Source organism: Candidatus Bathyarchaeia archaeon (genome assembly GCA_038873195.1).
Taxonomy (GTDB): Archaea; Thermoproteota; Bathyarchaeia; order Bathyarchaeales; family Bathycorpusculaceae; genus DSLH01.
In genome coordinates, this window is record JAVZEV010000001.1 from 36099 (window position 1) to 52543 (window position 16445).

The 16445-nt window shown below is 41.1% G+C and carries 16 protein-coding genes and 1 tRNA gene; 9 read left to right on the plus strand and 8 right to left on the minus strand.

Annotated features, from left to right (window positions below; translation table 11 throughout):
• The first annotated feature begins 50 nt into the window (after positions 1–50).
• A tRNA-Leu gene (locus tag QXW63_00250) sits at positions 51–135 on the plus strand.
• Positions 136–473: 338 nt separating this feature from the next.
• Here the strand turns inward: QXW63_00250 and sepF are convergent.
• Together sepF and QXW63_00260 are read right to left on the minus strand one after the other, a co-directional pair.
• Complete coding sequence (sepF, locus tag QXW63_00255) at positions 474–833, minus strand: cell division protein SepF (GenBank protein ID MEM3460332.1); 360 nt, start codon at positions 831–833, stop codon at positions 474–476.
• Positions 834–964: 131 nt separating this feature from the next.
• Entirely contained in the window at positions 965–1468 is a 504-nt protein-coding gene (locus QXW63_00260; GenBank protein ID MEM3460333.1) for a DUF1947 domain-containing protein, read from the minus strand.
• An 80-nt stretch (positions 1469–1548) separates the two neighbouring features.
• On the opposite strand from QXW63_00260, the gene QXW63_00265 reads away from it, so the two are divergent.
• Both QXW63_00265 and QXW63_00270 read left to right on the plus strand, forming a co-directional pair.
• Positions 1549–1776, plus strand: coding sequence for an LSm family protein (locus QXW63_00265; protein MEM3460334.1), 228 nt, complete (start codon positions 1549–1551; stop codon positions 1774–1776).
• Between the two features lie 7 nt (positions 1777–1783).
• Positions 1784–1972 (plus strand): 50S ribosomal protein L37e, encoded by a 189-nt coding sequence (locus tag QXW63_00270; GenBank protein MEM3460335.1) that lies wholly within the window; start codon positions 1784–1786, stop codon positions 1970–1972.
• A gap of 10 nt (positions 1973–1982) precedes the next feature.
• Here the strand turns inward: QXW63_00270 and QXW63_00275 are convergent, their stop codons facing one another.
• Complete coding sequence (locus QXW63_00275; GenBank protein ID MEM3460336.1) at positions 1983–2594, minus strand: hypothetical protein; 612 nt, start codon at positions 2592–2594, stop codon at positions 1983–1985.
• Between the two features lie 144 nt (positions 2595–2738).
• Positions 2739–3383, minus strand: coding sequence for an HAD family hydrolase (locus QXW63_00280; GenBank protein ID MEM3460337.1), 645 nt, complete (start codon positions 3381–3383; stop codon positions 2739–2741).
• A gap of 129 nt (positions 3384–3512) precedes the next feature.
• Here QXW63_00280 and rpsJ point away from each other — a divergent pair, with 129 nt between their 5' ends.
• Entirely contained in the window at positions 3513–3821 is a 309-nt protein-coding gene (gene rpsJ / locus QXW63_00285) for a 30S ribosomal protein S10 (protein MEM3460338.1), read from the plus strand.
• On the opposite strand, the gene QXW63_00290 is transcribed toward rpsJ, so the two are convergent.
• Together QXW63_00290 and QXW63_00295 are read right to left on the minus strand one after the other, a co-directional pair.
• Positions 3818–4090 carry a winged helix-turn-helix domain-containing protein gene (locus QXW63_00290; GenBank protein ID MEM3460339.1) on the minus strand — a complete coding sequence of 91 codons (273 nt, stop codon included), beginning with the start codon at positions 4088–4090 and terminating at the stop codon, positions 3818–3820. The genes rpsJ and QXW63_00290 overlap by 4 nt on opposite strands.
• Before the next feature lie 55 nt (positions 4091–4145).
• On the minus strand, positions 4146–4970 hold the full coding sequence (locus QXW63_00295) for an AN1-type zinc finger domain-containing protein (GenBank protein MEM3460340.1): 825 nt from the start codon (positions 4968–4970) through the stop codon (positions 4146–4148).
• A 438-nt stretch (positions 4971–5408) separates the two neighbouring features.
• Here QXW63_00295 and QXW63_00300 point away from each other — a divergent pair, with 438 nt between their 5' ends.
• From QXW63_00300 to QXW63_00315, 4 genes are all read left to right on the plus strand, one after another.
• Positions 5409–8240 carry an N-6 DNA methylase gene (locus QXW63_00300; GenBank protein MEM3460341.1) on the plus strand — a complete coding sequence of 944 codons (2832 nt, stop codon included), beginning with the start codon at positions 5409–5411 and terminating at the stop codon, positions 8238–8240.
• A gap of 34 nt (positions 8241–8274) precedes the next feature.
• Positions 8275–8958 (plus strand): DUF3800 domain-containing protein, encoded by a 684-nt coding sequence (locus tag QXW63_00305; GenBank protein MEM3460342.1) that lies wholly within the window; start codon positions 8275–8277, stop codon positions 8956–8958.
• 308 nt (positions 8959–9266) lie between these two features.
• Positions 9267–10478, plus strand: coding sequence for a DNA repair exonuclease (locus QXW63_00310; protein ID MEM3460343.1), 1212 nt, complete (start codon positions 9267–9269; stop codon positions 10476–10478).
• Entirely contained in the window at positions 10475–12562 is a 2088-nt protein-coding gene (locus tag QXW63_00315) for an SMC family ATPase (protein ID MEM3460344.1), read from the plus strand. The genes QXW63_00310 and QXW63_00315 overlap by 4 nt, the downstream gene beginning before the upstream one ends.
• Positions 12563–12600: 38 nt before the next feature.
• Here the strand turns inward: QXW63_00315 and QXW63_00320 are convergent, their stop codons facing one another.
• Together QXW63_00320 and QXW63_00325 are read right to left on the minus strand one after the other, a co-directional pair.
• Positions 12601–13938 (minus strand): TldD/PmbA family protein, encoded by a 1338-nt coding sequence (locus QXW63_00320; protein ID MEM3460345.1) that lies wholly within the window; start codon positions 13936–13938, stop codon positions 12601–12603.
• A gap of 4 nt (positions 13939–13942) precedes the next feature.
• Positions 13943–15355, minus strand: a complete 1413-nt coding sequence (locus QXW63_00325; GenBank protein ID MEM3460346.1) for a TldD/PmbA family protein — start codon at positions 15353–15355, stop codon at positions 13943–13945.
• A 144-nt stretch (positions 15356–15499) separates the two neighbouring features.
• Here QXW63_00325 and QXW63_00330 point away from each other — a divergent pair, with 144 nt between their 5' ends.
• Positions 15500–16402 carry a DMT family transporter gene (locus QXW63_00330; protein MEM3460347.1) on the plus strand — a complete coding sequence of 301 codons (903 nt, stop codon included), beginning with the start codon at positions 15500–15502 and terminating at the stop codon, positions 16400–16402.
• The last annotated feature ends 43 nt before the right edge of the window (positions 16403–16445 follow it).

The following is a 16445-nucleotide window of genomic DNA, read 5'->3' on the forward strand; positions in this document are numbered from 1 at the left end:
TCCAGAGTTAAGTAAATATAAAAGGCACAAACTTCACTTCTAAACTCACAGCGGGGGTCGCCAAGCCTGGTCAAAGGCGCAAGGCTTAGGACCTTGTCCCGCAGGGGTTCGTGGGTTCAAATCCCACCCCCCGCACTTGAGACCGCGACTGACGTTTAGATTTTTGGTTTTTCACATGTGTTCATGGTCCTGGGTTGCGCTTTGAGTTTATGTTATTTTTTTGGCGATTGTGTTATCGCTGCTAATGGCGACTAGCTCTACTTAATCACCACAGCTTTTTCGCAACCTTGGCGTTTTTCAAGGAAAGTACCACATAAAGAAACACACCATAAAACCACTAACGTTGAGAAATCTAACAGTTCACAAAAGGAATGATCCCAAGCCACACTCATTTATACAGAAAATCCGAGAATCTCAACACGTCATATCAGAGTATAAATAAGGGGGCTATAAACAATTTCACATGCACACAACTAAGCTGCTGTAGGTATAGGCTCATTCGAGACGGGAATCTTCTCTCTCCAAATCCTCACATTCGGAGGACAAATAACCACGCGTTCTTCACCTAACCTTGCAATGTCCCCACCAATAGACCCAGCAAAATCGCACAACTCATTCACTGCACGCTTAACATCATCAATGCTTTTGCTTGCAAGAGGAGTTATTCTAAGAATCAAAATGTTCCCCGACTTAACCTCGCTTTTAATGGCATCCAAATCTGCCAAATCACGCAAAGGCATAGCCTTAAGATACGTCTTGCCAGAAACGCCTTTAACCTCAGTTTCTTTCTCGGCTTTTTTGGGTTTGCGGATTAAACCGCTTAAGCCTGGCAATTTTCTCCTCTCTTAATTTTATTTACGCTTCTACAGTTTAAGCGTTTCCTAATTCTGCGTCTGAATCACTAATAAAAATTAACTATAAAAGTATTTTATGAATCCAAAATCAAGATTAAATCTTCACTAAGCTAAGCGCCATATTTCTTTATCAAAACCCATATTTTGTCACTAACGAAATGCAAATTTCTGACAACTACGCCTTGCTTAACCTTTTTTATTTCTTCACTATTCTGCAATGCTTCGCCAATTGCTATGGGCTTACCATGCTTCTCATCCACAACAACAACAAAATCGCCCTTTCCAAAGTTGCCTTCGAAACGGACAATTCCAGGCGCCATAATATTCGCACCATTACAAACGTGTGGAACAGCACCCATGTCCACAACAACCTTTGGTGCCGAAGCCAAAAATTCTTTGAAAACCAAAATTGGAAAAACAATTTCGCCTACTTTACCAAGAATGGGCTTGCCATTTAAAAGAAAGATTTCCGCAAACTCTGTCCTAATGACCTCAATATTAACCTTACCTTCTGAGATTTGCTCCAAACTTATCTTAAGCCTTTCAGAAACCACACTCAAAAGGTCTCTTGCTTCCTTAGCTTTCAAGAAATACCTTCTAATTTTTTCTGACATTAGGCATCTTCTCTTAGATAGGTTTAAATGGTATAAGTTTAAGTATAAAAGACATAAACTATAGGCATGAGGGCGCAAAAATGAGCGAAATGACAACAGAAATCCTCGAACAAAACCTCGGAAAAATAGTACTCGTAAGACTGAAAGGTGGAAAAAGCCTACGAGGAAGACTGAAAGGATTCGACCAACATCTAAACCTAGTCCTAGAAGAAACAGAAGACAACACAAACTCCGAGAACGTGAGAAAACTGGGATTAATAATTGTTCGCGGAGACAACGTGATTCTGATTTCGCCACCTCCAAGGTGACAACTCTTTGGGAAAAGGAACACCCTCTTTTGGCAAACGCTCTGGGAGAAAATCGCACATACGTTGTAGGCGATGTGGAAGAAGAGCATATAATGTGGCAAAGAAGCGTTGTGCTGCCTGTGGTTATGGAGAAACAACGGTCATTAAGACATATTCTTGGCGAACAAAAAACATTCACAGAGAAAGATTACGCTAGGCGAATTTGTTTACTGTGACGGTTGATAATAGCCTTTATCGATTTTAACATATATTAATGGGCCTTTGCTTCTGGCTAGTTCTCTTGCTTTTCTCAAAGCGTTATTGACTACGTTGACTACTTGCACTTCTTCTTTGTTGAAATCTCTGTTTTTCTCGCCTAACTCCATTTTTAGAAGGTTTTCCGCGAGAATTGAAGTGCCGCAGATTTCTCCATTCCTAATGAGCGTGGATGTCACTATTTCTTGCATTTCTTGGCGGTTTGACAGCTTTCTCCACAAAGGCTCTGCGTTGCTGAGAACTTTTGAAACTCTGTCCCATCTTTTGGAGTTATCATTGCCTATTAGCAATTTTACACGTTCTTTCCATTTGTTAAACCATATTCCAGTCCAAATAGTCAAGAATTCTTCCAGTTCGTTGGGGTTTTCGCTGAAAAACTTTTCTAATCGCTCAACTATTTCGCATTCGTTTGCTTCTTTTCCCACAAGGTCCCAGTGAATCTTAAGGTAATTTGTGAAATCTTGGCATGCTATTTGCAGTACTTTGCGGTCTGAACCGTAAACGTCCAGCATGGGGTTTCTATCTTTGAGTTTTTCTGACAGCAACGTTTCTATGAAGTTCATGTTTTATCCACTCGAAGCCTTCTCACCTTAAACTAGAGTTTGCTCTTTTAATTAAGCTTTATTTATGGTTAGTTCTATAACTGTTTTCGGTAATTTTCAGCTATATTTCCGTTATAGAAATATTCTTAAAGCCTTTTTTGTGGGTTATTCGATGAAATCTGGAAGTTGGTTGACGTTTTCTAGGATTAAGTCTGGTTTTTCGTTTTCTAACTCTTTTCGAGAGAAAATACCTGTTAAAACTGCAACTGTTTTGGTTCCAGCGGCTTTTCCAGCCTTTATGTCTGCTATTGAATCTCCAACGACTACGCAATCGTATGCTTTTGCGCTTAATTGTCTTGCACATTTCTTTAGTGCTTCTGGAGAAGGTTTCGGCTGGTGTGTGTCTAAAGCGGTCATTACGTATCTGAAGTATTTTGCTAAACCGAAGCTTTCTAGTTCGTTGATGATTTCTCTTTTGGGTACATAACGCATGGTGAGTAATGCCAATTTTGTTTTTTCTGAAAGTTGCGCTAGCGTGTCTGAAACGTTGGGTAATGGTTTTGCTTTTGTGGCGGTTGCTTGATAATATGCGTTAATGTATGCTTCCAAGAATTTTCTTGTGTCAATTCCTTCTATTAAATCGTGTATTGGAAGGCTCTGTTCAAGTCTTCTGGGGATTTCTGTCACTGTGGCTTTGTTGAATTTTTTTCGTCCCATTTTTGCAAAAGCGGTTTCTGCGGCTTCCAAGTATGCCTCTTTTGAATCTACTATTGTGCCGTCTAAGTCTAGGATTATTCCTTTAACTTTCATTTCTTATCATTATTATTGTTTAAGTGTTTAATGTTGTTATTTGTTTCGATAAGTTTTTATTCACGGTTATTTGTCTAAAGGTAAATACTTAATGCTCTGTGGAGTAGTAAGCGTTAGGAATGATGGGTGATGGTTAGGAAAGCGCGTATACGGTTGACGAGTACGGATTACAAGAAGTTGGAAGAGGTATGTGAGGAACTGAAAGCCATCGCCTTGAAAACTGGGGTTAAGATGACTGGTCCTCTTCCTTTGCCTACGAAGCGTTTGCGGGTTCCTGTTTTGAAGTCGCCTTGTGGTGAGGGAACTGCTACGTGGGATAGGTGGGAGATGCGTATTCATAAGCGTTTGATTGATGTTGATGCTGAAGAGCGTGTTATGCGGCGTATTATGCGGATTCGTGTTCCTGAGGAAGTGCATGTGACTATAGAGCTTCTTTAGTTATTTTTTGTTTTGGTTTCTTTTTGTTTGTGCCAGTTTGTGAGGAGGCATTCGCCGCATTTTTGTAGGAATTCTTGGCCTTTTTTTGTTGTTTTTAGGTTGTGGTTTTTGTCTATTTCTAGTAGTCCTTTCTCTATTAGGGTGGTGAGGTATTGTTTGGTTTGGAGGTATGAGAGTCCTGCGTCTCGCATTAGTTCTGTTTTTCTTTTTCCGTTTTTTGCTTTTGTTAGTATGTCTATGACGATTTCGTGTCTGTCTCTGTTGACCATTTTTGTTCTGTTAGAAGTTGTTGTGTTGGTTATGTAAAAGTTTCTGTTTTTGTGGTTATAGTGTGTCGAATAGAAGTTTGTATGATATTATTGTTAGTGTTAGGCTGATTGCGAAGGCGGTCGTCCAGATTTTTTTGTTCCATAGAAAGATTTTGAAGCCGTCGAGTATGCCGAGGGGTATGAGGTTGAAGAGTGCTATCCATGTGTTGATGGCTGCGCCGAATATCAATATCGTGTAGTATTGTGGTATGAAGGGTGCTGTTGTTAGGAGTATGGTTGATAATAGTATGTTTGTCGTTGGTCCTGCTATGGAGATTTTTCCTATGTTTTTTGTGCTTGTGATGCCGGATATGAATACTGCGCCTGGTGATATGATTTTGAATAGTGGTGATATTATGCTGATTAGTGTTAGGATTGCGCCTGTGAATGTTAGTCTGAATTCTGCCCATAGGTTGTGTTTTTGTGCGGTTATTTTGTGGGCTATTTCGTGGGTGAAGAAGGATGTGGTTAGGATTAGTGTGAATATTGTTAGGCTTGCGGGGTCGTTTATTGTTTGGTATGGGAATATGCCTATTGATAGTGCGATGCCGATGACGAGTAGTGCGGCTATTGTTAGGTGTTTGGTTTCTGTTTTGCTGAAGTGTATTTTTGTTTTTGGCGGTTGGGTTGGGATGTAGGTGACTGTGTATTCTTCGTAGGGTTTTTGTGTTTGTGTTTGGAAGGTTATTGGTTGTGTGGTTTCTTGTTTTGGTGTCCGTGCTAGTTCTATTTGTTGGCATTGATGGTTTTCTGGTAGGCGGTGTTCTGCGCAGTAGTAGTTTCCGCAGTATGGGCATTTGAAGGGTAGGAAGGTTTCTTGTTGGCATTTTTGGCATTTCATGTGTGTTTGCGCGCCTTTGGTGTGGTTAGGGATATGGTGTTTGTTGTGCGTTTATGTGTTTCTGTTTTTTTGTTGTGCTTTGTGTGACTAGCCCCTCCCTTATATATAGGTTGAAACCGTGGTTAGAGTTTTGGGTTAGGGTTTGGTTTGCACGCTCCTTTTTTCCTTGGTTTTCTAAGAAAAGTTTGGGGTTTTGCTGGGATTTAAAGGGGGTGTTAGAAGTGTGATTAGTGGCTTACGTGGCGTGATTGAGAGTAGTTTTTTATGCTTGTTTGGTGAGGAAAACAGCCAATCGGATAGACCCCTCTAGGTTTTTGGTTGTTGGATTTTGTTGGCTAAGACTGGATAAGCGTCCAATTTTAGCTTTGTTTTTGCATTAACCTAATATGTGCTTTTGAAGAAGTATACGGGTAGTAAAGGGATGCTGATTTGGCGTCGGTGCTTGAGCGGAACATTCAGATTGAGCTTTATCGTGTGTTGCAGAATCTCGTTGCTAAGAAGTTCTCTTACAATGATATCGAGTTTGTTGGTGTTAGGTTTGAACCTACAATCAATGGTAGACCTGACCTTGTTGTTGAGGCTATTGATAAGGGCAAGAAGTTGTCTCTTCTTGTTATTGAGACTAAGCGTAAAGTTCCTTTTGTTGACCGTAAGTTTGACCCTTACAGTAAGGATGTGATTAGGCAAGCTTCAGGTTACGCAGTTGATTTGGGTGCTCCTTATTTTGCTACGTGTAATGGTGAAGTTCTTGTTTTGTTTGATACCTTTACTGCTGGTGTTCCTCTTCCACAAAGGAAATTGAAACATTATAGGGTTTCTTTTGATGAGGAGTTTGCGAAGACGCTTTTGGAAGAGGTTTGCAGGTTTAGGATTGGTGTGGGTAAATGGCTTGAGCTTGATGATGTGTTTTTGCAGAGGCTTAGGACTTTTCACACTTTTATTACGCCTTTTGTTTTGGAGTCGCTTAATCGGCAATTGCGTGATGATGTGAATTTTAAGGAGGAGTATGTGCGGTGGCTTAAGTCTCAGTTTTTTGAATATTCACCAGCGATGAATGAGCAGATTGCTGAGCAACTTGCGTATATGTTGATGAATCGTTTGACGTTTTATAAGACTTTGGAGACGCAGATTCCTTCTTTGCCTAAGTTGACGAAGATTGAGACGGATGACTCTAAAGTGTTTTCCGAAAGGCTTAGGGCGACTTTTGATGAGGTTTGTAGGGATGTGGATTATGAGGCTGTTTTTGAGCCTCATATGGTTCTTGACCAGTTGTTGTTGCCTAGAAAGTTGATGTTTGCTTTGAATGATTTTATTGAGGAGCTTGGGACTTATGATTTGTCTAAGATTCGAAGTGATGTTATTGGTAGGGTTTATGAGGAGTTGATTCCTGATGTGGAGAGGCATAGGCTTGGGCAGTATTATACGCCTCCGCCGATTATTGAGTTGATTACTGAGATGTGTATTAGGTCGGCGAATGATAGGGTTTTGGACCCTGCTTGTGGAAGTGGTGGGTTTCTTGTTAAGGCTTATCATAAGCTTAGGGATTTGAAGAAGAAGGAGAATCCGTTTGCTGATGATGCTAAATTGCATGAGGAAATTTTGAATCAACTGTATGGTGTGGATATTAATCCTTTTCCTGCTCAGTTGTCGAGTATTAATTTGGCTGTTAGGAATCTTCAGGTTGCGAGTAGGCACATAAACTTGGTTGTTAGCGACTTCTTTAAGGTTAAACCTTCTGTGGGTATTATTCCTAAAGACCTTGATGTTGTGGTGACTAATCCGCCTTACACTAGACAAGAGGAAATGGAATATAAGGACCAAATCAGAGAAGAAGCACTAACCTATTCAGATGGTTCAAAGATTCCGTTAGACGCACGGGCTGGGATTTACGCGTATTTCTTTACGCATAGTGCGAAGTTTCTGAAGAATCATGGTATGATGGGACAGATAACTTCGGATACTTGGCTTGACGTAGGCTTTGGGGAAGACTTGAAAATGTTCTTCCTTGACCACTTTAAGATTCATGCTATAGTATGGTATGATGTTCGAGCCTTTGAGAAAGCTCTTGTCGGAACATGCATAACCATTCTTGAAAAAGAGGACGAATCGAAGGAAGACAGAGACGACAATCTTGTCAAGTTTGTTAGAATTAAGAAAGCCATGCCTACTGAAGAATTGGTTAGAACAATCGAGACCGCAAAAGAAGACTTTGAAGATGACCGTATAGGAATAACCGTCAAGAAACAGAAAGAGCTTGAACCCGAGGACAAATGGGGAAAATTCCTCAGAGCACCAACCATATACTTCAAGCTTTTATCTAATCCAAAAATGATAAAGTTTAGAGAGGTTGCAGACATTAAAAGAGGTTACACAACAGGAGCAAACGAGTTCTTCTATTTGGACAAGGAAAAGATTAAGCTATGGGGTATAGAGAAACAGTTTCTCGAACCCATTGTTACTTCTCCGAAAAACATTAAAATTGAATTGAGAAGCAGGGACATTTCAGATTGGCTGTTAATGGTTAATTTATCAAAAGAAGAGTTATCTAACCAGAATATTTTGAAATATATTGAACATGGAGAAAATGTTGAAGTAAGAGTAAGAGGCGGAAAAGATAAGGGCAAAGCTATCAAGGGCTATCAAAATCTTTCTACATTGAAATCCCGAAGTATTTGGTATATTCTAACCCGAAGAGAACCAGCTCCACTCCTGCTTTCCTGCAAGATTTGGGAAAGATTTATCGTAGTGTTGAACCAAGCTAAAGCCCAAGCGGATAAAGCCTTTTATGAAATTAGACCTAAAAATGCCAAGCATATCGATGTTCTCGCAGGAATACTCAACTCTTCATTAACTGCACTCTTAGCTGAGTTGCATGGAAGGTTTTATGGTGGCGGAGTCTTGGAGTTGGAGATTTATGAGTGCAAAGATTTACCAGTTCTAAATCCAGAAAAGCTATCAGAAAAAGAAAGACGAAAAATTGAAGAGGCATTTTCTAAGGTTTGTGAGGCTCAGAATAAAGGTGATGAAAAGCTAGAGCAAGAAGCAAGAGTAGAACTTGATAATGCTGTTTTTGATGTTCTCAAACTGAAGGAAAGTGAGCGTAAACAAGTGTATGAAGGTTTAGAATTGCTTAGGCGGATGCGTCTTCAAAGAAAAGAAGTTGACGTTCTCGTTCAAACAGCAGAAAAATGGAAACCACACAAAAAACCCAAAAAAGAAAAGAAACTCAAGCTAGAACCATCCAAACGACTAGACACATGGGTAAAATAACACAATCAACCAACACAACCACGGAGTCAAAGAAATGGCAAAAGCTCGACACTTTTACACCTACGTGGATGAAAGCGGCGACCTAGGTTTCTCTGCAAAAGCATCTAAATTCTTTGTGGTCGCTTACCTTACCCTAGAAAACCCATTCAAACTAGCAAAAACTATGAAACGCATGCTCAAAAGACTCCACGAAAAAAGAGAATATGCCCGGGGATATAATGAACTAAAATACTCCTACTCAAAGAGCATAATAAAACAAAAGGTTCTACAAAAAATTAGCCAAACAAACATAGAAATAGGCTTTATAGTTCTCGAAAAATCCAAAGTAAAGCCTGACCTAAGAAAAAACCGAACAATTCTCTACAACTACGTCGTAGTAGACCCTATCATGCGAAACATCCTACCAACCCTTTCAGCAACAAGCAAACTAATCCTAACAATCGACAAAAGCCTCCCACGCTCAAGCATAGAAGCATTCAACACATACGCAAAAAACAAAGCATCATGGCTCACAACCCAAGCACCTTGGACAAACCAAAGCCTCACGATAATAAGACAAATAAGTGTTCAACACGAAAACTCACAAAAAGAACCATGCTTGCAAGCAGCCGACTTTCTAGCAGGCGCATGCTTCCACAAATACGAACACAACAACAACGCTTATTACAAAATAATCGAAAACAAAGTAAAATACTTCAACTATCTATGGCGACGATGAAAAATGCGAACCCCGCCCTGACGCTCCCATCCCGAGTCCACGGGCATCATAGCCTCGGACGGGACTTACTCGCAATAATAATAAACGTTCTATACTGCTTAAAAAGTTTGCGACGCATAATTCAATAAAAAGGAAATCAAGGTTTCGAAGAAAAAACCTCAAAAATTCATTTATTATCCTTTTGCAATATCATACCAAGCGGAATCCCACTAAGTTTAGCTATGGACGCCATGGGTTTATTGGCTGTTGAATATTTAAAATAGGCGAGCAGACTAAATCTAACTATTAACAAGACTAGTGAGGGAAAGATGAATTTGAGGAGTTTCAGTTTTGTTCATGCTGCGGATTTGCATTTAGGTTATACCCAGTACGGTTTAGAAGTTAGGCGTGAGGATTTTGACAAGGCTTTCCAAGAACTAGTCGACAGAACCATTGAGTTAAAACCTGATTTTATGATTATTGCTGGAGACCTATTCCACCAAGCACGCCCATCAAACATCACTTTGGAAAACGCCATCAGACAATTCAGCCGCTTGCGTGAAGCTGAAATTCCAGTTTTAACCGTTGACGGTTCGCATGATTCAGCACCCAACATAATCACTGGAAGCATTCTAAATCCGTTAGACAGCGCTGGCTTAATCTATCACTTGCCAAGACACGAAGGCGCCTGCTGGCGCAAACCAGACTCATGCTATGTTTACGGCGTGCCAAACTATAGAACCAGACGCAAAACCGAAGAAAGCCTTCCAGCTTTCATGGAACAAAACAAACCATCACCAGACCCTTCACTATTCAACATTTTTGTTTTCCACATGGCTCTAGACATTCCAAGCGTCAAACCGCCCTACATGGAAGCTGAAGCTCCGCCAGAACTTATTCCCGAAGGCTTCAACTACTACGCAGCTGGACACGTACACGAACCATACAAGGAAAAATTCAAAAACGGACTATTAATTTACAGCGGATGCATCGAAACCGTTGACTACACAGAAGCCAAAATAAGAAAGGGCTTCTACCACGTCAAAGTAGACGAGAAAGGCACAGCTTCGCCAGAGTTCATAGAACTTGAGCCTCAACGCAAGTTTACCGTGTTAGAACAAGACTTCACCGGAATGAACCCCACAAAAATTACAGAACTCGCCACACAACTTGTAAAAGACGCAGACGAGGAAGGCGTCATAATTGTTCCAGTTTTGAGGGGAACTCTGCCAGTTGAAACAAGCCGCGCAGAAGTTGACATCGCCAAAATCCGAAGCGCAGTTAAAAAGGCTCTACTTGTGCACCCAATTATTTCCTTGCGTGAAAGCGAAGTCTCGGAAGAAATCGTTCGCTCAATCTTCGAAAGCGAATTCAAAGACTTAAAAACGAAAGCATTCGAATACTTCCTACAAATCTTCTCTGAACGCTACCCCCGAGAAGAAGCCGAAAAAATCGCACGCGTAGCCCTCAGCCTAATTGAACCACTAACCAAAAAACAAGAAGAAAAAGTGAAACAAACCATCGAGGAGCTTCTACAATGAAAATTGAAATCGTACAATTAGAAAACATCCGCTCCCACGTCAAATCCACCGTGCCCTTCGCAAGAGGCTTCAACTGCCTAGTCGGCGGTTTAGGCTGCGGAAAATCCAGCATCCTATACTCCATAGACTTCGCCCTGTTCGGAGACCCAATCGGAAGAAGCTACGATTACTTGCTGCGCGAAGGAGCAAACCACGGAAAAGTCACAGTCCAATTCATCCAAAACGGCAAAACCTACAAAATCATCCGCGGACTAAAAAAACGCGGAAAAGGCATAAACCAAGACTTTGACGAACTGAAACTATTCGAAGGCGAAAACCTAATAGCAAGCATAAAAAGCGACGCCATAGCCGAACAACTCAAAGCAATAACGGGCTTAGACAAAGAACTTTTCCGCGAAATAGTTTGGGTTAGACAAGAACACCTAAAAGAACTCTTAGACGCCACATCAAGAGACAGACAAAAACGCTTAGACGAACTATTCGGGCTGTCAGATTACGAAGAAGCATGGAGCAACCTCCTAGGCTACGAGAAAGAGTATGAAGGCGAAAGAAAAGCCCTCGAAAAAGACCCAGACATTGTTGGAATGGAAAAAATAAGCCAAGAATACAACCGAACAGCCGAAGAATTCTCACTTGTCGAAATCGAAATGGAAGAAGCCGCGAAAAAACTGAACTCAGCCAAAAAAGCCTTAGAAGAAACTGAACTGACGCTTAAAAGGCTGGAAGAAGTAAAAAACCGCATCGAAGAACTCAAACGAAAAGAAACACAAATACAAACAAACCTATCCAACATTGAAGATGCGTTGCTATCGTTAACGAGAAGGATTGACGAGAAAAAAATCGCCTTAGACAATTTTAAACAGCGCCTATCCGCCATAGAAACACAAATCGAATCATACAAGGCTAAACTCAAAGAAGCAAGCATCGACCCAAACCAATCAACTGAATCCTTACGGCAACAGTTAACAAGCTTTGACGAGCGAATCACCACCTTAAAAGGCGAACAAGAAGCAACACTTAAAGGAATACGCGAAGACCAAAAAAGAATCTCTTCACTCTCCACAGAAAACCGTTGCCCACTTTGCCTGCAAACATTAAACGAAGAATACAAGAATGATTTAATGCGGAGAATTCAAACAGAAAACACTGAAAGACAGCAAACAATAACGCAGCTTCAAAGCGAAATTGAACAGCTGCAACGAATAAAAGCCATAGCCAACAATGCATTTTCTAACATTCAAACACTAACCTTGCAAGCAGATAACATTAGAACAAACATTACCAAAGAAGAAGACGCACTAACCGAATTTTACAAGGAATTCGAAGAAAAACAAAGATTAACGCAAGACTTGCGGCTGCAACTGGAAACTGTAAGAGCAGAAATAAGCATGTTTGACATGTCTGAACTGGAAACTGCAAGAACCCGAAGAGAACAAGCCTTCCGACAATACTACTCTTTAGATTCTGAACTGCGAACCAAAGAGAATCGCAAAAAAGAACTCCTTAGATGTTTAGATGAGATTAAGGAAAGAATTGACCAAGCCCAGCATAAAATTGAACGCATGGAAAAAATAACCAAAGCTGTCGAAATTATCGGCGGCATACGTGAGGCCTACCGAAGCATTCAACCCAAACTGCGAGCTGAATTCGTGAAAGTCCTAAGAAACTTTGTTCAGCAAGTTCTTGACACTCTAGTTGGCGGCGAAGGACCCTTAATAAACGTGCTAATCGACGAGACTTACACGCCGTATGTTAAAAGCGAAAGCGGCGTTGAAAGAGAAGTTTCACACTTGTCCGGCGGCGAAAGAACCTTGCTTGCTTTTGCCTATCGCCTTGGATTGGGACAGTTGATTATGCAGTCGAGGACAGGGCATGGATTAAGCATGCTATTGCTGGATGAGCCAACCGAAAGTCTCGGAAGAGAAGACGGTTCAATAGACCGCCTAGCAGAAGCCATATCACGTTTCAAAGCTATAGAACAAATAATAGCCGTGACGCACAGTGAAGCCTTTGCAGAAAAAGCTGAGCATGTGATAAGGCTTGAGAAAGAAGCTGGCGAAAGTAGAGTGTCAGTCGAAAAATAATTAGAAAAAGAGTGGTTAGCAAGCATAATTGTGTTTTTCTATTCTTGTCCAGCAAGCGTTAATTTGGTAAGCTTCACTGTTGGCGAATAACAGTGCGCACTGTTTCTCAAATCATTGCCTATTATCTCTATTCCATCCTTGAGAAGTTCATAGAAGTTCCCTGAAATAACCGCTCCTTTAATTGGCTGCGCAAGCTCGCCGTTTTCAATAAGGTATCCATGGCTTATTGTAGCGTTTAAATTACCGCTTACGGGATTCGAAAGCCACTCGCCAATAGTTTCTTCCACAAAGACTCCTTTCTTTGTATCTCGAATAATCTCTTCGATGGTTGTCTTTCCCGCTTTTAAGATTAAGTTTGTGGGTGCTGGCTGCGGGTTTATCCAATAGAAGTTTCTGAAGGCGTTTCCAGTTGACTCCACATTGTCTCTGGTGGCTGTGTAGTTATCGTAAATGTAGTTTTTGAGAATGCCTTTTTCTATGATTGGTGTTCTCTGTGTTGGGTGTCCTTCGTCATCGAATGGTTTTGTTCGCCAACCCTTAGGCATTAATCCATCATCAACTATGCTGAGGTCTTCCATGGCTATTTGGGTTCCAACCTTGTTTGCAAGCGGTGACCTGCCCTTCTGAACCCATTCTGCAGTTATTGGACCGTTCAAAATCCATCCGAAAATGTTCGCGAAAATCTGGTTTCTAATAACCACTGCCATTTGACCACTCTTGATAGGCTTGGCTTTAAGGAATTTCACGGCTTTCTCCGCAGCTTTTTCAGCCAACTCCTCAAATTTTGTCTCTTTCCAGAATCGCGTTTCTTGATGTTCATTCCCCGTGCTCTCCATACTGGCTTCTTTCGCTTTCGTTCTCATCCAAACTTCTATGTTGGATTCTCTTCTTTCCGAACTTTCGTTGTAGTTGTTTATGATGGAAACATTAGAAGTTGAGACATTCAAAATTCCACGTGTGGGCTTGACTCTTTTATCATAATTTTTCATTAAATCAATCGCAAGGGTCAGTTTTTCAATGATTTCCTCGTGTTCTAAGCTTTCTAAGGTTTTGTCGTAATATTCTTGTGCTGGTGATTTTCCAAATTTTTTGTTCATGTGCTTCCAGTGCGGGTCTTCGGGTGCTACCTTGGCAATTTTAACCGTTCTCGCTACTATTTCGCTGATTTCTTTCTCGTCCAAAATTGAGGTTGCACACGTCGCGATTTTTCTGCCTAACGCAACTCGCAAGCCTATTCCTACAGATTCAGTTGTCTTCAAACTCTGGATTATTTCGTCAAATTCTACACGGACATTCTTTGTTTTCTGCGCATAAACTTCCACTTCAGTTGCGCCTAATTCTAGTGCTTTTTTAACAGCCAATTCAGCTATTTCCATAATTTCACCTTCCTCCAACCGTCATCTTGCGAACCCTAACATGCGGACCTCCGAAGCCCACAGAGGCTCTTTGTCCATTTTTTCCGCAACCGCCAAAAGCGCTCGTTTGAATGAGCAAGTCATTTCCGACAGCGTCTATGGTTTTTAATGTTTCAAGAATTAAACCGCTGATTACCACGCCTCTAACGGTTTCAGTTAACTCGCCGTTTTTTATGATTTTGGAAGGACCAACGCCGAAAGTGAAGGTTCCCATGCCAACTTCAACTTCGCCGCCGGTGGTTCCTCTTCCTCCGACGTACACTCCAAAGTCCACATCTTCTATAAGCTCTTCAAAAGCGTAATCTTTCGGTTGCATGTAATAGTTTGTTTGTCTAACTATGGGCAAGTTTTCAAAGTCTTGAGCTCTTCCGTTGCCCGTGGATTCCAAGCCAAACTGCGAAGCAGATTCCCTATCCAAAATATAACTTTTCAGAACTCCATTCTCAACGATTACTGTTTTCTTCTTTTTTGTTCCTTCATCGTCAAAGGGATAAAAGTATCCTCCTTCAACCGTGCCTTCGTCAATTATGGTTACGGAGTCGCTTGCCAACTTGACGCCAATTTTGTTCTGAAGCACGGACTCGCCAGTAGACACCAAATCTCCTTCAGACGCGTGCCCAAACGCCTCATGCAACAGTATTCCAAAAACTCTCGGGTCCACAACCACCGGGTAAGTACCTGGAGGCGGAGTTTTCGATTTTGTAGCTTCTATTGCAAGTTTAGAAATGTCTGCTGTAAAAGAGTTCCAGTTCTTGCTTTTTATGAATTCGAAACCTGCGCACATGGATTCGCTGTAGGGCACTCTTTCCATGACTCCGCTAACTTTAGCGACTGATTCGTGAAAAAGACCCACAAGCGCCGTTTCAACATTTACTTTAGCGCCTTCAGAAGACATAAACAGCCTAACATCTCTGGAGCAACCAAGCAATGTCATGCCACTCTTTACTTCATCGCTTATCCACGCGGACTTGTTCGCGTCTAACGCTAACGAAACCTTCTCTTCAGGCGAAACATCAAAAGGATTAACCTTTATTGGGAACTTCACGTTTGTCTCTTCAACCTTAGACTTTCCAAACGGTTTTTTCTCACCTCCCACGGATTTGGCGGCTTTAACAGCGTTTTCTAATGTTTTCTCAAGACTTCTCGGGTTTAAGTCGCTTGTTGACGCGTAACCCACATTTCCTTTTATTGCAACTCTTATGCCTACACCGCTTAATCTCCTTGACGAATAAGTTTTCAAAGTTTTGTTCTCAACCGTTATTAGCTCATACTCGTAGTTTTGATAACGCGCATCCGCATAAGAAACTCCGAGTTTGGCGGCTTTGTCAAGAATTTTCTCCAATTCCGATTCTTGTATCTGCTCTTTTTCTGCTTTCAAGATTTTTTGGCACCTCTAATATTCTACTTTTTGGTTGGTCAGAATAGTTATTTGTTATGGTTAGAAGTGCTCAGTTCGTTGGTCACGAAATGGAATAATTATTAAAATTGGGCTTATACATACTTGGCAAAAAAGGGCTTTGGAATGAGTGGAAGAACAAGAAGGCTGGCGTTGATAGAAGGCGCAATTGCAGGGGTTCTCTTTGGCACGGCGGCAATTTTCATAAAATTTCTGCCAAACTTAGACACTTTTTCCATTGTGTTCTGGCGTTTGATAATCGCTTGTTTAGCTCTGTCCGTGATGGCTGTTCTGCTTAAAAAATCATTCACCTTTAATCTCGTAAAAAAGAACATAAAACAGCTTCTCATCCTCAGCGTTTTCCTCGCTCTACACTTCATATTCTTCGTTTCCGCGTTAAAAGACACAACAATTTTAAACGCAACGGTTCTCGTCAACACAACGCCGATTTTTTCAGTTTTTATCTCCGCTTTCGTGTTTAAGCTTAAGCCTTCTGTTTTGGCGATGGTTGGTTTGGCTTTGTCTTTTGTAGGCTTATGTGTTATTGGTTATGCTGAAACAGTAACTTCGCAGAATCAGTTTGTAGGAGTTTCTCCAAGTTTAAAGGGCGATTTAGAAGCTGTTTTAGCCGCTTTGCTTATCGCCTTATATCTTAATTATGGAAGAAAAGTGCGAAGTCAAATGTCAATATTTGCTTTAATGCTGCCCATCTACGCGTTTGCCGCAATCACAATTGGAGTTTTGAACATTTTCATAACTAATTCAACGTTTACGATGCCATTTAATATGGAGATTATTCTCCCGCTAGTAGGTCTGGGCATACTGCCAACAGCAATTGCACACACGCTATACTTTTCTTCTTTGTCCAACCTCAAATCTTTCGAAACTGCCACTTTAGCTCTTCTTGAACCAGTCGGCGCAACCATTTTAGGAGTAGCATTATTTCAAGAAATACCCGCCTACCAGTTTGTTTTGGGCGCTGTTCTAGTTTTGTTGGGAATCATTTTTATAGTTAAGGAGAAAGTTTGAAGATATTCAAGTTTGACGAAACAGATAAAAAAGGACGAGAAGT

Excerpts from the sequence above, each read along its gene's own strand:
- QXW63_00260 (MEM3460333.1), bottom strand. The coding sequence starts at position 1,468 with ATGTCAGAAAAAATTAGAAGGTATTTCTTGAAAGCTAAGGAAGCAAGA.
- QXW63_00265 (MEM3460334.1), top strand. The coding sequence starts at position 1,549 with ATGAGCGAAATGACAACAGAAATCCTCGAACAAAACCTCGGAAAAATA.
- QXW63_00275 (MEM3460336.1), bottom strand. The coding sequence starts at position 2,594 with ATGAACTTCATAGAAACGTTGCTGTCAGAAAAACTCAAAGATAGAAAC.
- QXW63_00280 (MEM3460337.1), bottom strand. The coding sequence starts at position 3,383 with ATGAAAGTTAAAGGAATAATCCTAGACTTAGACGGCACAATAGTAGAT.
- rpsJ (MEM3460338.1), top strand. The coding sequence starts at position 3,513 with ATGGTTAGGAAAGCGCGTATACGGTTGACGAGTACGGATTACAAGAAG.
- QXW63_00290 (MEM3460339.1), bottom strand. The coding sequence starts at position 4,090 with ATGGTCAACAGAGACAGACACGAAATCGTCATAGACATACTAACAAAA.
- QXW63_00295 (MEM3460340.1), bottom strand. The coding sequence starts at position 4,970 with ATGAAATGCCAAAAATGCCAACAAGAAACCTTCCTACCCTTCAAATGC.
- QXW63_00305 (MEM3460342.1), top strand. The coding sequence starts at position 8,275 with ATGGCAAAAGCTCGACACTTTTACACCTACGTGGATGAAAGCGGCGAC.
- QXW63_00310 (MEM3460343.1), top strand. The coding sequence starts at position 9,267 with ATGAATTTGAGGAGTTTCAGTTTTGTTCATGCTGCGGATTTGCATTTA.
- QXW63_00315 (MEM3460344.1), top strand. The coding sequence starts at position 10,475 with ATGAAAATTGAAATCGTACAATTAGAAAACATCCGCTCCCACGTCAAA.
- QXW63_00320 (MEM3460345.1), bottom strand. The coding sequence starts at position 13,938 with ATGGAAATAGCTGAATTGGCTGTTAAAAAAGCACTAGAATTAGGCGCA.
- QXW63_00330 (MEM3460347.1), top strand. The coding sequence starts at position 15,500 with ATGAGTGGAAGAACAAGAAGGCTGGCGTTGATAGAAGGCGCAATTGCA.